This window comes from Cupriavidus sp. FW305-26 (assembly GCF_058787975.1).
In genome coordinates this window covers 20,145-37,382 of the sequence record NZ_JBYTAH010000049.1, presented here as the reverse complement: position 1 = coordinate 37,382, position 17,238 = coordinate 20,145, and the positions used below count along the sequence as shown (strand labels likewise).

General features: G+C 67.2%; 18 protein-coding genes. 15 read left to right on the top strand and 3 right to left on the bottom strand.

What is annotated here, in order from left to right; translation table 11 throughout:
* The first annotated feature begins 28 nt into the window (after window positions 1-28).
* On the top strand, window positions 29-1,654 hold the full coding sequence (locus AC3WQZ_RS23900; protein WP_010809209.1) for an NAD(P)/FAD-dependent oxidoreductase: 1,626 nt from the start codon (window positions 29-31) through the stop codon (window positions 1,652-1,654).
* On the opposite strand, the gene AC3WQZ_RS23895 is transcribed toward AC3WQZ_RS23900, so the two are convergent.
* On the bottom strand, window positions 1,651-2,916 hold the full coding sequence (locus tag AC3WQZ_RS23895; protein WP_439668647.1) for a TIGR03862 family flavoprotein: 1,266 nt from the start codon (window positions 2,914-2,916) through the stop codon (window positions 1,651-1,653). The two genes, AC3WQZ_RS23900 and AC3WQZ_RS23895, sit on opposite strands and share 4 nt — an antisense overlap.
* A gap of 90 nt (window positions 2,917-3,006) precedes the next feature.
* Between AC3WQZ_RS23895 and AC3WQZ_RS23890 the strand changes: the two genes are divergently transcribed.
* The gene (locus AC3WQZ_RS23890; RefSeq protein WP_011614817.1) at window positions 3,007-3,582 is read left to right on the top strand and encodes a DUF1415 domain-containing protein; all 576 of its coding nucleotides are present in this window, start codon (window positions 3,007-3,009) and stop codon (window positions 3,580-3,582) included.
* On the opposite strand, the gene AC3WQZ_RS23885 is transcribed toward AC3WQZ_RS23890, so the two are convergent.
* Together AC3WQZ_RS23885 and AC3WQZ_RS23880 are read right to left on the bottom strand one after the other, a co-directional pair.
* Entirely contained in the window at window positions 3,583-4,425 is an 843-nt protein-coding gene (locus tag AC3WQZ_RS23885) for a class I SAM-dependent methyltransferase (RefSeq protein WP_011614818.1), read from the bottom strand. It lies immediately after the preceding gene.
* A gap of 514 nt (window positions 4,426-4,939) precedes the next feature.
* Entirely contained in the window at window positions 4,940-5,236 is a 297-nt protein-coding gene (locus tag AC3WQZ_RS23880) for an ArsR/SmtB family transcription factor (protein ID WP_010809205.1), read from the bottom strand.
* Between the two features lie 431 nt (window positions 5,237-5,667).
* On the opposite strand from AC3WQZ_RS23880, the gene AC3WQZ_RS23875 reads away from it, so the two are divergent.
* The 13 genes from AC3WQZ_RS23875 to AC3WQZ_RS23815 all read left to right on the top strand — a co-directional run bounded on the left by AC3WQZ_RS23875 (window position 5,668) and on the right by AC3WQZ_RS23815 (window position 17,187).
* Complete coding sequence (locus AC3WQZ_RS23875) at window positions 5,668-5,961, top strand: Flp family type IVb pilin (RefSeq protein ID WP_010809204.1); 294 nt, start codon at window positions 5,668-5,670, stop codon at window positions 5,959-5,961.
* A 52-nt stretch (window positions 5,962-6,013) separates the two neighbouring features.
* Window positions 6,014-7,543, top strand: coding sequence for a pilus assembly protein TadG-related protein (locus AC3WQZ_RS23870; RefSeq protein WP_011614820.1), 1,530 nt, complete (start codon window positions 6,014-6,016; stop codon window positions 7,541-7,543).
* Between the two features lie 58 nt (window positions 7,544-7,601).
* Window positions 7,602-8,363 (top strand): hypothetical protein, encoded by a 762-nt coding sequence (locus AC3WQZ_RS23865; RefSeq protein ID WP_010809202.1) that lies wholly within the window; start codon window positions 7,602-7,604, stop codon window positions 8,361-8,363.
* Window position 8,364: 1 nt separating this feature from the next.
* On the top strand, window positions 8,365-9,090 hold the full coding sequence (locus AC3WQZ_RS23860; RefSeq protein WP_011614822.1) for a hypothetical protein: 726 nt from the start codon (window positions 8,365-8,367) through the stop codon (window positions 9,088-9,090).
* Window positions 9,091-9,094: 4 nt separating this feature from the next.
* Window positions 9,095-9,268 carry a hypothetical protein gene (locus AC3WQZ_RS23855; protein WP_010809200.1) on the top strand — a complete coding sequence of 58 codons (174 nt, stop codon included), beginning with the start codon at window positions 9,095-9,097 and terminating at the stop codon, window positions 9,266-9,268.
* 42 nt (window positions 9,269-9,310) lie between these two features.
* Window positions 9,311-10,342: a Flp pilus assembly protein CpaB gene (gene cpaB / locus AC3WQZ_RS23850; RefSeq protein ID WP_058696948.1), complete on the top strand. Its 1,032-nt coding sequence runs from the start codon at window positions 9,311-9,313 to the stop codon at window positions 10,340-10,342.
* 54 nt (window positions 10,343-10,396) lie between these two features.
* Entirely contained in the window at window positions 10,397-11,938 is a 1,542-nt protein-coding gene (locus tag AC3WQZ_RS23845; protein ID WP_010809198.1) for a type II and III secretion system protein family protein, read from the top strand.
* 7 nt (window positions 11,939-11,945) lie between these two features.
* Window positions 11,946-13,805, top strand: coding sequence for a TadA family conjugal transfer-associated ATPase (locus tag AC3WQZ_RS23840; protein WP_010809197.1), 1,860 nt, complete (start codon window positions 11,946-11,948; stop codon window positions 13,803-13,805).
* A 9-nt stretch (window positions 13,806-13,814) separates the two neighbouring features.
* Window positions 13,815-14,663, top strand: a complete 849-nt coding sequence (locus tag AC3WQZ_RS23835) for a type II secretion system F family protein (RefSeq protein ID WP_011614826.1) — start codon at window positions 13,815-13,817, stop codon at window positions 14,661-14,663.
* Window positions 14,664-14,675: 12 nt separating this feature from the next.
* Entirely contained in the window at window positions 14,676-15,557 is an 882-nt protein-coding gene (locus AC3WQZ_RS23830) for a type II secretion system F family protein (RefSeq protein ID WP_010809195.1), read from the top strand.
* The gene (locus tag AC3WQZ_RS23825; RefSeq protein WP_010809194.1) at window positions 15,554-15,919 is read left to right on the top strand and encodes a DUF192 domain-containing protein; all 366 of its coding nucleotides are present in this window, start codon (window positions 15,554-15,556) and stop codon (window positions 15,917-15,919) included. The genes AC3WQZ_RS23830 and AC3WQZ_RS23825 overlap by 4 nt, the downstream gene beginning before the upstream one ends.
* Entirely contained in the window at window positions 15,916-16,626 is a 711-nt protein-coding gene (locus AC3WQZ_RS23820) for a TadE family protein (RefSeq protein WP_010809193.1), read from the top strand. Before AC3WQZ_RS23825 ends, AC3WQZ_RS23820 begins: the two co-directional genes overlap by 4 nt.
* A gap of 168 nt (window positions 16,627-16,794) precedes the next feature.
* Window positions 16,795-17,187, top strand: a complete 393-nt coding sequence (locus tag AC3WQZ_RS23815; RefSeq protein WP_439668649.1) for a hypothetical protein — start codon at window positions 16,795-16,797, stop codon at window positions 17,185-17,187.
* The last annotated feature ends 51 nt before the right edge of the window (window positions 17,188-17,238 follow it).

The window sequence follows — 17,238 nt, the reverse complement described above, 5'->3', positions numbered from 1 at the left end:
CCCCCCGGCCGCAGTTCTCGGGTTCCCCATGCTACGTCTAAGTGAAGTCAAACTCCCGCTCGACCATACCGAAAGCGACCTGGACGCCGCCGTGCGCACCAGCGCCGCGCAGATCGGCGTCAAGGGAGACGCCCTGATCGGCTATACCGTGTTCCGCCGTGCCCACGATGCGCGCAAGCGCTCGGATATCAAGCTCACCTACATCATCGATATCGAGGTCGGCGACGAGGCCGCGGCAATCAAACGCATGGCCGGCAAGCCGAACTGGAGCGTGACGCCCGACATGGCGTACCACTTCGTCGCGCGCGCGCAGGCGGGCAGCTCGCATCCGCGCCCGGTGGTGATCGGCATGGGCCCGTGCGGCCTGCTGGCCGGCCTGATCCTGGCGCAGTCGGGCTTCCGCCCGATCATCCTGGAGCGCGGCAAGGAAGTGCGCGAGCGCACCAGGGACACCTTCGGCCTGTGGCGCAAAAGCGTGCTCAATCCGGAATCGAACGTGCAGTTCGGGGAAGGCGGCGCGGGCACGTTCTCGGACGGCAAGCTGTACAGCCAGATCAAGGACCCCAAGCACTATGGCCGCAAGGTGCTCAACGAGTTCGTGCGCGCCGGCGCGCCGGAGGACATCCTGTACAAGGCGCGCCCGCACATCGGTACCTTCCGGCTGGTCAGCATGGTCGAGAAGATGCGCGCCGAGATCATCGAACTGGGCGGCGAGATCCGCTTCGAGACGCGCGTCGACGATATCGACATCGACAACGGCCAGGTGCGCGGCCTGAAGCTGTCCAGCGGCGAATACCTGGAAGCCGACCACGTCATCATGGCGGTCGGCCACAGCGCGCGCGACACCTTCGAGATGCTGCACAGGCGCGGCGTGTTCATGGAGGCCAAGCCGTTCTCGCTGGGTTTCCGCATCGAGCATCCGCAGGGGCTGATCAACCGCAGCCGCTTCGGCAAGTTCGCCGGCAACAAGCTGCTGGGCGCGGCCGATTACAAGGTCGTGCATCACTGCAGCAACGGGCGGTCGGTGTACAGCTTCTGCATGTGCCCGGGCGGCACGGTGGTGGCGGCTGCGTCAGAGCCGGGCCGAGTGGTGACCAACGGCATGAGCCAGTACAAGCGCGCCGAGCGCAACGCCAATGCCGGCATCGTGGTCGGCATCACGCCCGAGGACTATCCCGGCGGCCCGCTCGCCGGCATCGAATTCCAGCGCAAGTGGGAAGAGCGCGCGTTCGAGCTGGGCGGCAGCAACTACTGCGCGCCGGGCCAGCTGGTGGGCGATTTCATCGCGGGACGGCCGTCGACGTCGCTGGGTTCGGTCGAGCCCTCGTACAAGCCCGGCGTGACGCCGACCGACCTGAGCACGTCGCTGCCTGACTACGTGATCGCGGCGATCCGCGAGGGCATTCCCGAGATCGACAAGAAGCTGCCTGGCTTTGCCCTGCATGATGCCGTGCTGACCGGGGTGGAGACGCGCACCTCGTCGCCGCTGCGCATCCGCCGCAACAACGATGACTACCAGAGCATCAATGTGAAGGGCCTGTACCCGGCGGGCGAAGGCGCGGGTTATGCCGGCGGCATCTACTCCGCGGCGATCGACGGCATCGAAGTGGCCGAGGCGGTGGCGCTCAGCATCGTCGGCGGCAAGGCCGCCTAAGCCTGCTGCAGGTAAGCCGCGGCGCCGAGCGCCGCGGTGCGCCCGCTGGCAAAGCACGCCGTCAGCAGGTAGCCGCCGGTGGGTGCCTCCCAGTCCAGCATCTCGCCGGCGCAGAACACGCCCGGCAGCGCGCGCAGCATCAACCCTTCATCCATCGCCTCGAAGCGCACGCCACCGGCGCTGCTGATCACTTCGTCGATGGGCCGCGGGCGCAGCAGCCGCAGCGGCAGCGCCTTGATCGATGCGGCCAGCGTGCCGGCATCGTGCATCGCTTCCTTCGACAGGCATTCGCGCAGCAGTCCGGCCTTGACGCCGGTGAGGCCGAGCCGGCTTTGCAGGTGGCTCGACAGCGAGCGCGCGCCGCGCGGATGCGTTACCTGCGCGCTGACATGTTCGGCGCTATGCGCCGGCAGCAGGTCCAGGTGGATGGTGGCGCCGCCATCGGCCTCGATGCGGTCGCGGATCGGCGCGGACAGCGCGTAGACCAGGCTGCCTTCGATGCCGGTCGCGCTGATGACGAACTCGCCCTGGCGGTAGTGCGCTTGCCCGTCGCGGTCGGTCAGGGCGATGGCTACTGGCTTGACCGGCTCGCCGGCAAAGCGCGCCGCAAACGCTTCGCTCCACGCCACATCGAAACCGCAGTTGGCAGGCCGCAGCGGCGCAATCCCGACGCCGCGCTCGGCCAGCCGCGGCACCCACGCACCATCCGATCCCAGCCTTGCCCAGCTGGCACCGCCCAGCGCCAGCACCACCGCGCGTGCCTGCACGACCGTTTCACCGTGCGGCGTGGCAAAGCGCAGCGCATGCTGCGCGCCCTCGTCCCAGCCCAGCCAGCGGTGACGCATATGGAACTGCACGCCGGACTCGCGCAGGCGGTGCAGCCACGCGCGCAGCATCGGCGCGGCCTTCATGTCGGTCGGAAAGACGCGGCCGGAACTGCCGACGAAGGTCTCGATGCCAAGCCCGTGCACCCAGTCGCGCAGGGCCTGCGGGCCGAAGCCCGCCAGCATCGGCGCGATCTGTGCGGTGCGGGCGCCATAGCGGCCGAGGAAGGCCGGCTCCGGCTCCGCGTGGGTCAGGTTCATGCCGCCCTTGCCGGCCATCAAAAACTTGCGCCCGACCGACGGCATCGCGTCGTAGACGGCCACGCTGGCACCTTGCGCCGCCAGCACTTCGGCCGCCATCAGGCCGGCCGGACCGCCGCCGATGACGGCAACGTCGACGCTGGCTTGGGAAGGGGAGGAAGTGGCGGAAGAGGGCATCAGGAGGCTCGGCAGGGGGCGGGGTGTTTCCGCCGCGGATTATAGAGCCTGCGGCAGCGCTAGAATGACGCTTTGCCGCGCATCGCCATCATGACCTCCGCCACTCACTCCGCAGACACCGTCATCGCCGCCACCCGCCACTGGCTGGAGCGCGCCGTGATCGGGCTCAACCTGTGCCCGTTCGCCAAGAGCGTGTATGTGAAGGAGCAGGTGCGCTACGCGGTCAGCACCGTCACCGAAGCGCCGGACGTGATGGACGACCTGGAGCGCGAACTGCGCCTGCTGGCAGACGCCGACCCCGACCAGATCGACACCACGCTGCTGATCCTGCCGGATGCCGTGGCCGATTTTCTCGACTTCAACGACCTGCTGTATTTTGCCGAGCGCCTGCTCGGCAGCCTCGGGCTGGAAGGCACGCTGCAGATCGCCAGCTTCCATCCGCAGTACCAGTTTGCCGGGACCGAGCCGGACGATATCGAGAACTACACCAACCGCGCCCCGTATCCGATCCTGCACCTGCTGCGCGAGGACTCCATCGCCCGCGCGGCGGCGGCGTTCCCGGATGCGGCGGATATCTACGAGCGCAACCAGGCCACCATGCGCCGCCTGGGCCACGAGGGCTGGCAGCGCTGGATGGCGGGCGAGGACGAGCCCGGCAAAGGCTGATTACGCAGCCGACACCGGCGCGGTGAAGAAGCGCTCGCGCATCTCTTCCAGCCCCAGTCTTTCCAGCACCTCTTCCAGCCGCTCGGCCGGGCGGCGGCGCGGCAGGTCCTTGTACTGCGCGATGATCAGCTCGTTCTTCATCGAGTGTTCCCAGCCCACCAGCTCGGTCACGCTGACCTGGTAGCCATGCGCCTCCAGCTGCAGGCAGCGCAGCACATTGGTCACCTGGCTGCCGAACTCGCGCGTGTGCAGCGGGTGGCGCCAGATTTCCGTCAGCGGATTACCCGCCAGCAGCTTGCCCTTGTGCTTGCGCAGCACGCTGGCCACCTCGGCCTGGCAGCACGGCACCAGCACGATATGGCGGGCCTGCTTGGCCAGCGCAAAGCGGATCGCGTCGTCGGTCGCGGTATTGCACGCATGCAGCGCGGTGACGACGTCGACGGTGGGCGGCAGCTGCGGCGAGGTGATCGAATCCGCCACCGACAGGTTCAGGAACGACATCCCAGCAAAGCCCAGCCGCGCAGCCAGCGCCTGCGAGGTCTTCACCAGTTCTTCACGGGTTTCGATGCCGAAGATGTGTGAGTCGTCCTGCAGCGCCTTGAAGAACAGGTCGTAGAGGATAAAGCCCAGGTACGACTTGCCGGCGCCGTGGTCCACCAGCGTGACGCGGCCGCGCTCGGCCTTGACCTCCTGCAGCAGCGGTTCGATGAACTGGAACAGGTGGTAGACCTGCTTGAGCTTGCGCCGGCTGTCCTGATTCATCTTGCCGTCGCGCGTCAGGATATGGAGTTCCTTGAGCAGTTCGATGGACTGGCCGGGGCGGATTTCGTGGGTATTTGACATGAGGGGGACTGCGCAGGCTGCGGGACGCGGCGCGTCCCGGAATGCCGACAGTTTACCGAAAAGTCCCGCTTGGTCCCCGAGTGACGCTGGCCTCACCGGTGCGGGGCGCGGTGTGGTTGGCGCTTTCGCATCGCCGGCACGGACTCTCGGCGGGCTCGATCGAGCTTGCGAGCTGCTGTCGGATAAATGGTAAAAGTATTAAAAATGCTGCATTGTTACCGTCACGGGATGCCTGCGTTTCTCCGGGCGTCTGCCGCTCGGCTCCGGCGAAAGCGCGGCAAATGGTCAGAAACCGCCTGCCTTGGCCACCAGCGGCGGCGTGTCGCATCTGGATCAAGGCTGAATTCCGAAATCGGCAATGATCCTGAAACAACATAATTGACACGATTTGTGTCATGAATTCGAAATACGCAAATTTGGCAGACGGGATTGTCGGGATGAGGTGCCGGGCTGGCGGCGCAGGCCCGCGCGGCGGGACGTCCGGCGGCGCGGCGCGCCGCCGGAACAGTGCCCTCTACTGCAGGGAAGCGCATTTCCCGCCAAGAAATGCGAGGACTGAGGAAATGCCGTCGGTGGTGGCGGAGTAAATCATGAACCGCCCTTGCTGGCGGCTTTTAACCAACCCCGTCCTGACCAATTCCTTCAAATGGAATGTTACGGAAGAGGGAGTTAAATCGGAAGATGCGGAGATAATACCTGCCGGTATTCCTTCCGGTCCGGAATCGGCGAGCAGTAAAAATATCCTGAGCCGATTTTCCTGTGCTAACGCCCCCAGTATTTCCACTGCATTCTTTATATCCAGTTCTGCCATTTTTTTGCTTCTTTATTTTATGCCGCGGGCAGCTGGCAGGGGCGGTATGACTGCCCCGGTTCGCCTTGAAGTCCAGCAGGCAGGCCGCATGCGGCCTGCCGCCCGTGGCGCGGCTTGTCATCCGTAAATCAACGCTCAACAGCACCCCATTGCTGGCAATGTGCCGGTTCCGAGAATAGTTCGTATAACCTCCGCCCATTGTGAAGGATTACTTTTTGTTACATTCGGGGGAGTCCCTGGTAGGGTTATTTCAACGCTATTAAAAATATTGAAATTATTCCTCTTCGGCCCTAAGGAACCTTTTGATAGCATGCACGCCGCTGCTGCCGGATAACCGTTCGCATCAGTGTTTTCCTTTACATATGGCTTCCATATGAGGCGCCTTTCATATGGCGCAACCGTTTCTGTGCATTCCGATGGAAGGAGTCGTTATGACATTCGCAAATCTGCGCCGCAAGGCGCGTCAGCAAGGTCAGGGCATGACCGAATACATCATCATCGTGGCACTGATCGCCGTGTCCGCGATCGGCGTCTATGCCATGTTCGGCCAGACCATCCGCAACCAGACCGCGGGCCTCGCCCAGGAAATGGCCGGCAAGAACTCGGCATCCAAGCAGGCCATCAAGCAAGCCGGCAGCGCCGCGGACGATGCCAGCTCCAAGGCCAACCAGGGCAAGGGGCTGAACAACTACAACGTCGGCAACGACACGGGCAAGAACAACTAAGCGGCATCGCCGCCAGTTGCTCGCTGCGCTCCAGCACTCGCGATCCCGGAACATGGGCAAAACAGGTCTTGCGCATCGACGCAGCCGTCCCGGCCAGCGCGGTCAGGCACTCGCCTTCGCGCTGGTGTTCCTCGCCATCGGCGGGCTGGCCCTGTATCTCGCCTTCAACGCGAGCCAGCTGACCAGCGCCAAGACCAAGCTGCAGAACACGGCGGACGCAGCGGCCTATAGCGCCGCGGTGCTGCAGGCGCGCGACTACAACTTTGCCGCCTACGCGAACCGCGCGATGGTGGCCAACCAGGTGGCCGTGGCCCAGGCCGTGAGCCTTAAGTCGTGGATCGACGAGCTGAAGGGCACCTACACGGAAAACACCTGGATCGACACGCTGGTCAAGATCTTCTCCGACGGGCAGTTGCTGTGGACCACGCCCAAGCAACTGGGCAAGGCCGCGATCACGCCGGTGCGATCCGCCCTGAACACGCTGCTGCCGCCGCTGGTGACCGGGCTTGATGACATCATCGCCGCGCTCAGCATGGCGCAGCGCGCCTACCACGCGGGCACCATCGCCGCGGTACCGCTGGTGACCGACGAAGTCGCCAAGCGCAACCAGCCGGATTCGACGGTCAGTTCCGGCTACTTCTTTGGCCCGCGCTATGGCGTTCAGCTGGCCCGCTGGACCAAGTTCACCACCGTGACTGATCCGCAGAATCCCAAGCAGGGTTCGGCCACCGGCAAGGACCGCTTTGCCGACGTCACCACCGACGGCACCACGCTCGACGGCTTTTTGAAGGACCGCGGCTCGCCGCGCTCGCCGACGGCGGTCCCCACTGCCTACAAGGGCTGCAAGGGCGCGGTGGTGGCCATCATGGTGACCGTCGTCACGCATGATGGCGGCACGCATCTGCGCCGCGACAAGAAGGGCTGGGAAGCACTCGATGCCTCGCAGGCCAACGGCACGCTTGCCTGTGTCTGGGCCACGCCGGCCGGCCCGGTCGGGTTTGCGATTCCCACGGTGTCCAGTGTCGGGCGCGGCGGCGCGGCCAATGGCCCGGGCGGGCGCTATTCGGGCCGCTCCGGCTATGGCGGCTACAGCAACTTCGGCGGTTCGCTGCTGAACCCGCTGACGCTGATCGCCGCGCAGATGCAGTACTCGTCGGGCCCGGGCAAGACCCTGCACAACAAGCCCGCGGGGCTGCAGGAGTACGCCGACCTGAGCAACCAGCCCAAGCCTGGCACCGGGCCCGTGGACGATTTCAACCGCGCGCCCTCGATCACGATCGAGGCGCAGCGCCAGGACACTTCAGTCGTCACCAGTTCGCGCGTGCTGCCGGGCGGAGATCGCCTGACGCTGGACGGGCGCATGGCCGGCGGCATGATGCGCGCGCTGGCCAGCGGCAGCGCGTACTTTATCCGCCCGACCGACAGCGGCGGCATGGCGGGTGCGCTGCGCAGCGCGGCGGGGTGGCGGCGCGCCGATTCGCGCATCGAATACCCGAGCCTCTTCAATCCGTACTGGCAGGCATCGCTGACGCAGACCAGCGATCTCGAACGCGTTGCCGCGATCGCGGCACAGGGCAACTGAGGGAGCGGACATGCGCATGCGCAGGCCAGCCAGGCCGAACCGGGCAGCCGGACAGGCAATGATCGAATTCGTGATCGCCGCGATGACGGTGCTCGGCGTGCTGTTTCTCGGCATGGCGATGCTGGGCAAGTTCAGCGACGTGCGCAACAAGGCGCTGATGGCCTCGCGCTATGCCGGCTGGGAGCGCACGGTCTGGACCGTCGACCCGGGCTGGCGCGCGTCGCACGGCAGCTTCGCCAGCAAGGGCGACGAAGAGATCCGCAGCGAATTCGTGCAGCGCGTGCTGGGGCACGACCAGGCCGCGCTGGCGTCGAGCGACCGCACCGCGCGCCGCCTGCCCGGCGGCATGGCGCCGATGTGGAAGGACCATGCCGGCGTCGACATGCTGCGCAACTATGCCGACGTGACCCTGGGCAGCGGCGTCGACGAAACCCCGGCAGCCACGCTCAAGCCGATCACGGCTGCCATGGGTGCGGCCAACGCGGTCAGTGCCGGCTTCGACCTGGCCACGCGCAACCTCTACCGGGCCGAGGTGGGGTTGTCCGTCGCCGGCGACAACGCGGCCCTGCGCGCGCTGTGGCCGGGCTGGACCGGCTTCGGCATGCAGGACCACACCGTGCTGCTGACCAACGCCTGGACGCCCGAGGGGCGCAACGGCACGCTCGCCGTGATCAAGGAAGCGGTGCCCACCAGCAAGGGCGGCGTGATCGACACCGCGCTGACCGTCGGGCTGGCCGCCTTCGGGCCGGAAATCCTGAAACTGGACCTGGGCCGCATCCAGCCCGACGTGGTCCCCGCCGACCGCCTGGGGAGCCGCTGAGATGAAAGCCTGCATGCATGGCGTGCTGATGCGCTGCCTGGCCGCGCTGCTGCCGGCCGCGCTCGCCTGGTCCGCGGCGGCAGCGACCGCGACGGACTGCACGCGGCAGCCGGTTGCGCCTGCCAGGGCGCATGCGGTCGGCACCGACATGGTGGTCAACGGCCTGCCCACGCGGGTGCTGACGATGGAGTTCGCCGGCACCGCCGAAGCGGTCTCGGACGCGTGGCGCCAGTACTGGACGCGCGAAGGCGTGCCGGCGCGCGGGCAGCGGGCCGGCGGCCAGTACGTGCTGAGCGCGATCGACGGGCTTTGCCACTATGTGCTGTCGCTGGAGCCCAGGCCCGCGCCGGGCGGGCATGTGGCGGGCATCTTCTCGGTCAGCAAGCTGGCGCCGGTGGCGTCCGGCACCGGGCTGGGCGACCTGGGCCTGCCGCCCGGCGCCAAGGTCCTGTCGGATGTCCAGAGCACGGACCGCGGCCAGCGCGGGCGCACCCTGGTGGTCCGGCTGCCCGGCAACGCGCAGGCGGCGCGGCAGCGCGCCGCCGAGCGGCTGGCGGCGCAGGGCTGGAGTTCGGTGGTGCAGATGCCCGCGCCCGTGGCCGACGGTTCGGGCCGCATCGAGGGCCTCACGCTGGCCATGCAGCGGCAGCAGGAACGCATGGATGCCACCTTTGTCGACCGCGCCGGCCAGACCGACGCGGTGATCACCGTGGCGCGGCCGGAGTAGCGCGATGGCAATCCGTAGCAGGCGCCAGCGCGGGCAGGCCGCGTTCGAATACATCGTCATCACGCTGCTGGTCGTTGCCGTGCTGGTCGCCGGCGGCGACAACTCGGTCATCAGCATGCTGGCCGCGGCGTTCAGGTCCTTCTTTCAGGCATACAGCTTTTCCCTGTCACTTCCCTGACGCACCGCCAGCGGGCGGCGTCTGGCTACTGCAAGCACATTCATGCTGAAGAAAATCAAGATTCATTCAATCATCGGGAATCCCTGGGTCGTCCTCGTCATCGCCGTGCTGGTCGCCGGCCTGCTGACACTGTGGATCTACCGCTTCCTGAGCGGGCGCGAAGCGGCACTGAAAGAGCAGCTGGCCGCGCAACTGAACGAGGGCCGCCGCGTGGCTGTCATGGTGCCGGTGCGCAACGCCGCGCCGGGCACGGTGATCGACGGCAATGGCTTCGCGGCACGGGAGATTCCGGCCGACCTGGTCTACGAAGACATGATCCTGGCGAGCAGCTTCGACAAGGTGGCGAACCTGCGCCTGGTGCGCCAGGTGCGGCAGGGCCAGCCGGTGCGGCGTGCCGACGTTGAAGCGCTGCAGTCGCGCGATTTCTCCGACCTGCTCAAGCCCGGCAAGCGCGCCTTCACCATCGAGGTCGACATGGTCAACTCGACGGCCAAGATGCTCAAGCCTGGCAACCATGTCGACCTGTTCCTGATCAGCTCCACCTCGCCCACTGCGGCAGGCACCGACAAGCAGACCGCGCGGCTGCTGATGTCGGACATGCTGGTGCTGGCCACCGGCCAGGACGTGCGCCCGCGCGACTATGGCGAAGCCATGGCGGCGCAGGCCGCGGAAGGCGCGGAGGGCGTGGACACCAACCCGGATTACGACAGCCTCACGCTGATGGTGTCGCCCGAACAGGCGGCGCGGCTGGCGCTGGCGCAGAAGGTCGGCAGCCTGCGCGCGGTGCTGCGCAATGCGGCCGACAAGACCGCGACCCCGCAGATCGCGGTCAGCGAGCACGCGCTCTTCGCCGGTGGCGACGAAGCGGCCATCGAATACATCGTCGGTGGCCGTTCCGCGGGCGCCAACATGATCTCCAAGCTGCCTACCGCGCAGGACATCGGCAACGCCATTTCTTCGGCGCTGGCCAATGGCGGGTCCATGGGCGGTTCCGCGGGCGGCATCGCCCAGGCCCAGCAGGGCGCCGTTGCCAATGCCGCCAACGCCATGGCGGGCCGGCCGGCCTCGCGTTGAGCGCGGCGGTGCACGACATCGGATTATCCAGAACACCAACTGACGGAACACGCAATGGATGGGTCTTTCGCGCAGCGCGGCGGCATCGCCGGGCGCCTGCAGGCGGTCACGGTACACGGAGCACCGGACGGGAAAACGGGTAAGGGGGCGCGCCATGCGGTGCGCGGGGGTATGGCAGCACTGGCGGCAGCAGCGTTGGCCTCGGGAGCCTGGGCCGCCGAGCCCGTGACCACCGCGGCCCGCACAGGCGCGCAGCCGCCGTCGTACGAGCTGCCGGCGCGCTTTGGTGCGATCGAGCTGTTCAAGGGCGAGGTGCGCGCGCTCGAGGTGCCGGGCACCATCAAGCGCGTGGCCATCGGCAATGGCGCGCTGGTCAGCAGCACCGTGGTCGACGGCCGCCTGCTGCTGCTGGCCGAGGAGATCGGCACCACCAGCCTGATCGTCTGGAACGAGCGCGGCGTGGCGCTGCAGGGCAAGCTGCGCGTGGCGCCGGCCGATACCGCCGACGTGGCCCAGCGCCTGCGGGCGTCGCTGGGCAGCGTGCGCGGCCTGAAGATCGAGGTGGTCGGTCCCAGCGTGGTGCTGTCGGGCATCGTCGATCCGCAGATGGTGCCGCTGATCAAGACCGCCACCTCGGGCCTGGACAGCGTGGTCAACCTGGTGCGCGCCGACGAGGGCGATGCGCTGAAGAAGACCGTGCACTTCAAGGTGCACATCATGGAGATCACCCGGCGCGGCATGGAGAAGCTTGGCATTGCCTGGCAGCAGAGCTTCAACGGCCCGCAGATCGCGTTCGCGGGCAATCCGGTGCACACCGGGCGCTATCGCACGCTGCCGTCCACCGATGCGGCCACCTTCACCGATACCCCGAGCCAGGTGGCCGGCGCCGCCAGCGGCTTCTATCTCGGCATTGCCACGACCATCTTCTCGCGCATCAACCTGGCCATTTCCGATGGCGATGCCTACGTGCTCGCCGCGCCGGAGCTCAACAGCAAGAGCGGCGGGCTGGCCACCTTCCTGGCCGGCGGCGAAGTGCCGATTCCCAAGGCCGGCGCGTTCGGCACCACCGACGTCGACTACAAGCCGTACGGCATCAAGCTCAACATCCGCCCGGCGGTGAACGTCGACAATGTCATCTCGACCACGCTGGAAACCGAGATCAGCCAGATCGACCCGTCGGTATCGTTCGGCGGCTTCCCGGCCTTCCTGACGCGCCGCACCACCTCCGAGACCTCGATCCGCGCGGGCGAAACGCTGGCGATCTCGGGGCTGGTCAATGCCGACGCATCCAAGGCCGTCGACAAGGTGCCGCTGCTGGGCAGCATCCCTATCCTCGGGCGATTGTTCCGTTCCGACGAATTCCGCAACAACAAGAGCGACCTGGTGATCTTTGTCACCCCGGTCGTCTATGACCCGGCCAGCCCGGAGAACGCCGCGCTGCTGCAGCGTGGCGCGGATGTCGATGCCAACTACCGCCACCGCTTCGGCGAGCCAAGCCCGCTGCCCGCTGCGAATGCCGTGCGTGAGCAGGAAGTGATGGAGCAGAAGCGGCCGCCGCTGCCCCCGCCCGGCGTCGATCCGATGAACGGAGGCTGATCCGGCCATGCTCAATATCCGCCTGCAGCAGCGCAATGGCAGCGCCGAGGTGATCCATGTGAAGGGGCCGGGCTGTACCATCGGCAAGGATCCCGGCTGCGACATCGTCCTCAAGGGCCTGCTGATCGGCAAGGTCCACGCCCGCATCGAAGGACACAACGGCGGCTGGTATATCGAGGATCAGGGCGGCATTGCCTCGACGCTGATCAATGGCGACCCGGTCACGCGCTATGGCCCGCTGGCGGCGGCCGACCAGATCGAGATCGGCGGCTTCGTGCTGTCCGTCGTGGCCGAGCCGGGGCGAGCGGGAGCGGGCGTGGCGGCGCAGCCATCGCCGCAGCAGCACCACGCCCAACCACCACAGGATGCCGCGGCGCCTCAACCGGTGGTGCCGGTGCCCATGCCTGTGCCGCCTCCGTCGCCGCCGCGGGAGGCGGTGACCCTGTCGCCATCGCCCCAGGCAAGCGTGCCGGTGCCGCGCGAAGCGGTGCCCGCACCCAGGCCGCCGGCACCTGCGCCGAAGCCAGCGCCGGTGGCCGCCAAACCTGCGCCGGTGGCGCCGCTCGACGAGGCCTTGCGCGCACCCATCAACTCGCCGCGCGGCGTGGAACTGCGCAAGCAGGCGCACCAGCGCCTGATCGCTGCGCTCGACCTGCGCCGCGTCAACGTCGCGCGCATGGCCGAGGACGAGCTATGCGAACTGGTCGGCTCGCTGCTCGACGACATCCTCAAGGAGAGCGTGTTCCGCAGCCAGGAGATCCCGCTGGACGCGCTCAAGCAGAGCGTCTTTGACGAAGTGATCGGGCTGGGTCCGCTCGAAGAGCTGCTGGACGATGACGCGGTCTCGGAAATCATGGTCAACTGCCATGACGAGATCTTTGTCGAGCGCGCCGGCAGGCTGACGCGTTCGCCGGTGATCTTTACCGACGACCGCGCCGTGCTGGGCGCCATCGAGCGCATCGTCGCGCCGCTGGGACGGCGCATCGATGAAAGCTCGCCGATGGTCGATGCGCGCCTGCCCGATGGCTCGCGCGTGAACGCGGTGATCCCGCCGCTCGCCCTCAAGGGGCCGAACATCACCATCCGGAAGTTCTCGCGCAAGAAGCTCAGGGGCGAAGACCTGGTCGGCTTCGGCTCGCTGTCGCCCGAGATGCTGGAGTTCCTGCGCACCGCCGTGGAGCGGCGCGCCAATATCGTGATCTCCGGCGGCACGGGCTCAGGCAAGACCACGCTGCTGAACGTGCTGTCCAGCTTCATCCCGGATGACGAACGCATCGTCACGGTCGAGGATGCGGCCGAGCTGCAGCTGTCGCAGCCCAACCTGGTGTCGCTGGAGGCGCGGCCGCCCAATATGGAAGGCAAGGGCGCGGTGACGATCCGCGACCTGGTCAAGAACTGCCTGCGCATGCGCCCGGACCGCATCGTCGTCGGCGAATGTCGGGGCGGGGAAGCGCTGGACATGCTGCAGGCCATGAATACCGGCCATGACGGCTCGCTGACCACGGCCCACGCCAACTCGCCGCGGGACTGCCTGTCGCGTCTTGAGGTGATGACGCTGATGGCGGGGCTGGACCTGCCGGTGCAGGCCATTCGCGAACAGGTCTGCTCGGCGGTCGACGTGATCGTGCAGCAGACGCGCTTCTCCTGCGGTTCGCGGCGCGTGACGCATATCACCGAGGTCAGCGGCATGGAAACGGGCGTGGTGCAGCTGCAGGACGTGTTCATGTTCCGCGAGGAAGGCTACGGTGCCGACGGCAAGGTCAAGGGGCGCTATGTCGCGACCTCGTATATCCCGGATTTCTACCAGGATCTGATCCGGCGCGGCATCCAGGTCAATACGGGCATCTTCACCGCCCGCGACGAGTAAGGAGGCAATATGAACCTTGCCCTGGTGCTGTGCGGCGCCTTCCTGATGACCGTGCTGATTGCGTGGGCCGTGCTGTCGCAGGGCAAGCGCTGGTTCGTGCGGCATACGCAGACGCTGGCGACCGAGGTCGAGGCCTCGCTGGCCGATCTCTTTATCTTCATCAATATGCGGCAGGTGGCCGGCATCTCGGTGGTGGCGGTGTTCGCGCTGCCGCTGCTGACCTGGCTGGTATCGCAGAACGTGTTCTTCGCGATGCTCAGCATTCCGGTGAGCCTGCTGCTGCCGCGCGCGCTGGTGAAGAAGATGCAGCGCAAGCGCCTGATGGCCATCGAAGACCAGATGCCCGACGCGCTGCTGATGATGTCGAGCGCGCTGCGCGCCGGCGCCAGCTTCCCGATGGCGCTGGAAAGCGTGGTGGCGGAGTCGCGCCCGCCGATCTCGCAGGAGTTCGACCTGCTGATGCGCGAAGTCCGGCTTGGCGTGGACCTGATGGACGCGCTGCGCAATATGGAAAAACGCATTCCAGTGCCCGACTTCCTGATGGTGACCGCGGCCATCACGATCTCGCGCGAGGTGGGCGGCAACCTGGCCGAGACGCTGGAGTCGGTGGCGCGCACGCTGCGCGAGAAGCATCAGATGGAAGGCAAGATCCGCGCGCTGACCGCGCAGGGCAAGATGCAGGGCCTGGTGATGACGGGCTTGCCGCTGTTCCTGATCGTGGTGCTGAACCACATGGAGCCGGTGGCGATGGCACCGCTGTTCAGTTCGCCGATCGGCTGGGGCACGCTGTCCGTGATCGCGGTGATGGAGCTGCTTGGCTACAAGGCGATCAGCAAGATCACCCATATCGATGTCTGACCGGGGCCGACCATGATGCTTGTTGTTGCCTTCGCCCTTGCCGCCGGCCTGGTCGGCGTGCTCGCCGCCACCACCATGGCCATGCGCCGCCTCACCGTGGCCGTTCCCGACGAGGCGCGCGACTACCTCGACCCGTTGCCGCCGTCGCTGCGCGCGGTCTGGCCGGTGGTGCGCTTCTTCGACCACCATCTCGTCTGGATCACGCCGAAGTCGCTGCGCGCCGCGGTGGACGAGCAACTGCGCCTGACGGGCATGTCGTTCCTGATGACGGCGCGCCAGTTCCTGTCGCTGTCGATCGTTTCGGCGCTGGCGTTCTGCCTGCTGGCGGGCATAGCCATGCTGGGGCTGGGCGTGTTCTCGCCGCTGCTGTTGCTTGCCGCCAGCGCGCTGGGCTTCTTCTATCCGCGCATCTGGCTACGCGACGTGCGCAAGCGCAACCTGCTGCAGGTCACGCGCCACCTGCCGGTGTTTCTGGATTTCCTGACACTGAGCGTAGAGGCCGGCCTGAACATCAACGGCGCCCTGCTGCAGGCGGTGGAGAAGGGGCCTGAGGGCCCGCTGCGGCGCGAGTTCGAGCACGTGCTGCGCGACCTGAAGTCGGGCCTGAGCCGCGCCGATGCGCTGCGCCGCATGGATGACCGCCTGCGCGTGAAGGAGGTCACCAATTTCGTCGGTGCCGTGATCCAGGCGGAGCGCATGGGCTCGGGGCTGGCCGCCACGCTGCGCTTCCAGTCGGAGCAGCGGCGCACCGAGCGCTTCCAGCGCGCGGAGAAGCAGGCCATGGAAGCGCCGGTCAAGCTGATCTTTCCGCTGGTGGTGTTTATCTTCCCGGTCACCTTTATCGTGCTTGGCTTCCCGATCGTGATGAAGTTTATGCAGGAAGGGCTGCTGTGAGGCAGGCGCGCCTCTACCTGCGGGCCGGCCACAGCACGCTCGACACCGGCGTGCGCGTGTCGGTGGCGGCCACTGCGCGCGAACGCATGACGGGGCTGCTCAGCCGCGATTCGATGGCACCGGACGAAGCCTTGCTGCTGTCCCCCTGCGGCGCAGTCCACACCTTTGGCATGCGCATGGCGATCGACGTGGTGTTTCTCGACAAGCGGCAGCGCGTGCTGGCGGTGCACCCGTGCGTGGGACGCCTGCGCGTGCGTGCCCACTGGCGCGCGCGCCAGACGCTTGAGCTCGGCGCGGGGCGCGCGGCGGCATTGGGGATTGCGCCGGGCCAGAACCTGGAACTGCGGGAGGAGGGGCCATGACGCACCAGCAAAAGCACGCGGCGCGGCGCGGGGCACGGGGACAGTCCGCGGTGGAATTCCTGATCATCGCGCCGGCGCTGCTGCTGCTGTGCCTGGGCGTGATCCAGTTCGGGCTGCTGTACCAGGCCAAGGCCACGCTAGACCACGCCGCCTTGCAGGCCGCGCGCGAAGGCGCCGTCGACCACGGCCGGCTGGCCAGCATGCGCAAGGGGCTGGCGCTGGGGCTGACGCCGCTGTTCGTGCGCTCCGCCGACCGTACCGCGCATGCCACCGGCTATGCCAAGGCCCAGTTCGAGGCCCGCACCCAGGCCAGGATCGACGTGCTGAACCCGACGCCGGCGGCGCTGCAGGATTTCGGGCGAAGCGGCTACTACGCCGGCAAGACCACGCGGGAGATCCCCAACGACAGCCTGATGTACCGCGCCACCAGCGCGGGGCCGTCCTCTGGCGTCAATATCCAGGACGCCAACCTGCTGAAGATCCGGGTCACGTACTGCTACGAAATGTTCGTGCCGTTTGCCGACCGCACCATCTACTCGCTGGTCAACGGCATCCGGAATTTTGTTGCGACCGGTTCGTACCGCGGCATGGAGGTCCCGACCACGCCCAATTTCTGCACCGGACGGGCCACGCTGGCGTCGGAATGGCGCATCCCGCTCGAGTCCGAGGCGATCGTGCGGATGCAATCGCCGTATCGCGGCAACTGACGCATCTGCAGTCGCCGTTTTTGTAAGTATTTGTGAAAATTTGCCGGGATATGCCCGAAGACACCGATGCCAGAATCGACAAGGTCGACAAAATTGCCGAAGCGGGGTTGTTTGGCGTTGCTGTTGTTGTGTAACCTCGGGTTCGTGCCGCAACCGGCGCTGGCGGCGATGGAGGTTTCTCGCTCCGAAGGCGTGCAGATCATCACCACGCGGCGTGCGCCGCCGGCGGTGAGCGGCGCCGTGCCGGCGTCGGCAGCGCGGGCTCCGGCGGCTTCCGCGCCCCAGGCAGCGGCACCGTCCGCACGCGGCAACGCGCCCGACCTGGCGCAGGCCGCCGTCGCGGGGGCCGCGCAGGCGGCGATTCCGAGCGTGGCGGCCAGCGATGAGCGCGAGCTGGTCAAGCGTGCGCTGGCCGAAGAGCAGCGCGGCATGAACGAGGCGATCGCGAACTACGCGCGCGCCAGCAAGGCCGGAGCCAGCCCGGAAACACTGGTGCCGCTGGAGCGCGAAGTCCGCGTGCGGCTGCAGAAGATCGACATGCTGATGCGCGCCCCGCATTGAGGCGCGTACCGGACAGGCCGGCATCACAAAAAGAAGAAGGGGAAGTACCTT

Bases quoted from the DNA above. Each gene is read 5' to 3' on its own strand.
- AC3WQZ_RS23900 (WP_010809209.1), top strand. From the start codon at position 29: ATGCTACGTCTAAGTGAAGTCAAACTCCCGCTCGACCATACCGAAAGC.
- AC3WQZ_RS23895 (WP_439668647.1), bottom strand. From the start codon at position 2,916: ATGCCCTCTTCCGCCACTTCCTCCCCTTCCCAAGCCAGCGTCGACGTT.
- AC3WQZ_RS23890 (WP_011614817.1), top strand. From the start codon at position 3,007: ATGACCTCCGCCACTCACTCCGCAGACACCGTCATCGCCGCCACCCGC.
- AC3WQZ_RS23885 (WP_011614818.1), bottom strand. From the start codon at position 4,425: ATGTCAAATACCCACGAAATCCGCCCCGGCCAGTCCATCGAACTGCTC.
- AC3WQZ_RS23880 (WP_010809205.1), bottom strand. From the start codon at position 5,236: ATGGCAGAACTGGATATAAAGAATGCAGTGGAAATACTGGGGGCGTTA.
- AC3WQZ_RS23875 (WP_010809204.1), top strand. From the start codon at position 5,668: ATGACATTCGCAAATCTGCGCCGCAAGGCGCGTCAGCAAGGTCAGGGC.
- AC3WQZ_RS23870 (WP_011614820.1), top strand. From the start codon at position 6,014: ATGGGCAAAACAGGTCTTGCGCATCGACGCAGCCGTCCCGGCCAGCGC.
- AC3WQZ_RS23865 (WP_010809202.1), top strand. From the start codon at position 7,602: ATGATCGAATTCGTGATCGCCGCGATGACGGTGCTCGGCGTGCTGTTT.
- AC3WQZ_RS23860 (WP_011614822.1), top strand. From the start codon at position 8,365: ATGAAAGCCTGCATGCATGGCGTGCTGATGCGCTGCCTGGCCGCGCTG.
- AC3WQZ_RS23855 (WP_010809200.1), top strand. From the start codon at position 9,095: ATGGCAATCCGTAGCAGGCGCCAGCGCGGGCAGGCCGCGTTCGAATAC.
- cpaB (WP_058696948.1), top strand. From the start codon at position 9,311: ATGCTGAAGAAAATCAAGATTCATTCAATCATCGGGAATCCCTGGGTC.
- AC3WQZ_RS23845 (WP_010809198.1), top strand. From the start codon at position 10,397: ATGGATGGGTCTTTCGCGCAGCGCGGCGGCATCGCCGGGCGCCTGCAG.
- AC3WQZ_RS23840 (WP_010809197.1), top strand. From the start codon at position 11,946: ATGCTCAATATCCGCCTGCAGCAGCGCAATGGCAGCGCCGAGGTGATC.
- AC3WQZ_RS23835 (WP_011614826.1), top strand. From the start codon at position 13,815: ATGAACCTTGCCCTGGTGCTGTGCGGCGCCTTCCTGATGACCGTGCTG.
- AC3WQZ_RS23830 (WP_010809195.1), top strand. From the start codon at position 14,676: ATGATGCTTGTTGTTGCCTTCGCCCTTGCCGCCGGCCTGGTCGGCGTG.
- AC3WQZ_RS23820 (WP_010809193.1), top strand. From the start codon at position 15,916: ATGACGCACCAGCAAAAGCACGCGGCGCGGCGCGGGGCACGGGGACAG.
- AC3WQZ_RS23815 (WP_439668649.1), top strand. From the start codon at position 16,795: ATGGAGGTTTCTCGCTCCGAAGGCGTGCAGATCATCACCACGCGGCGT.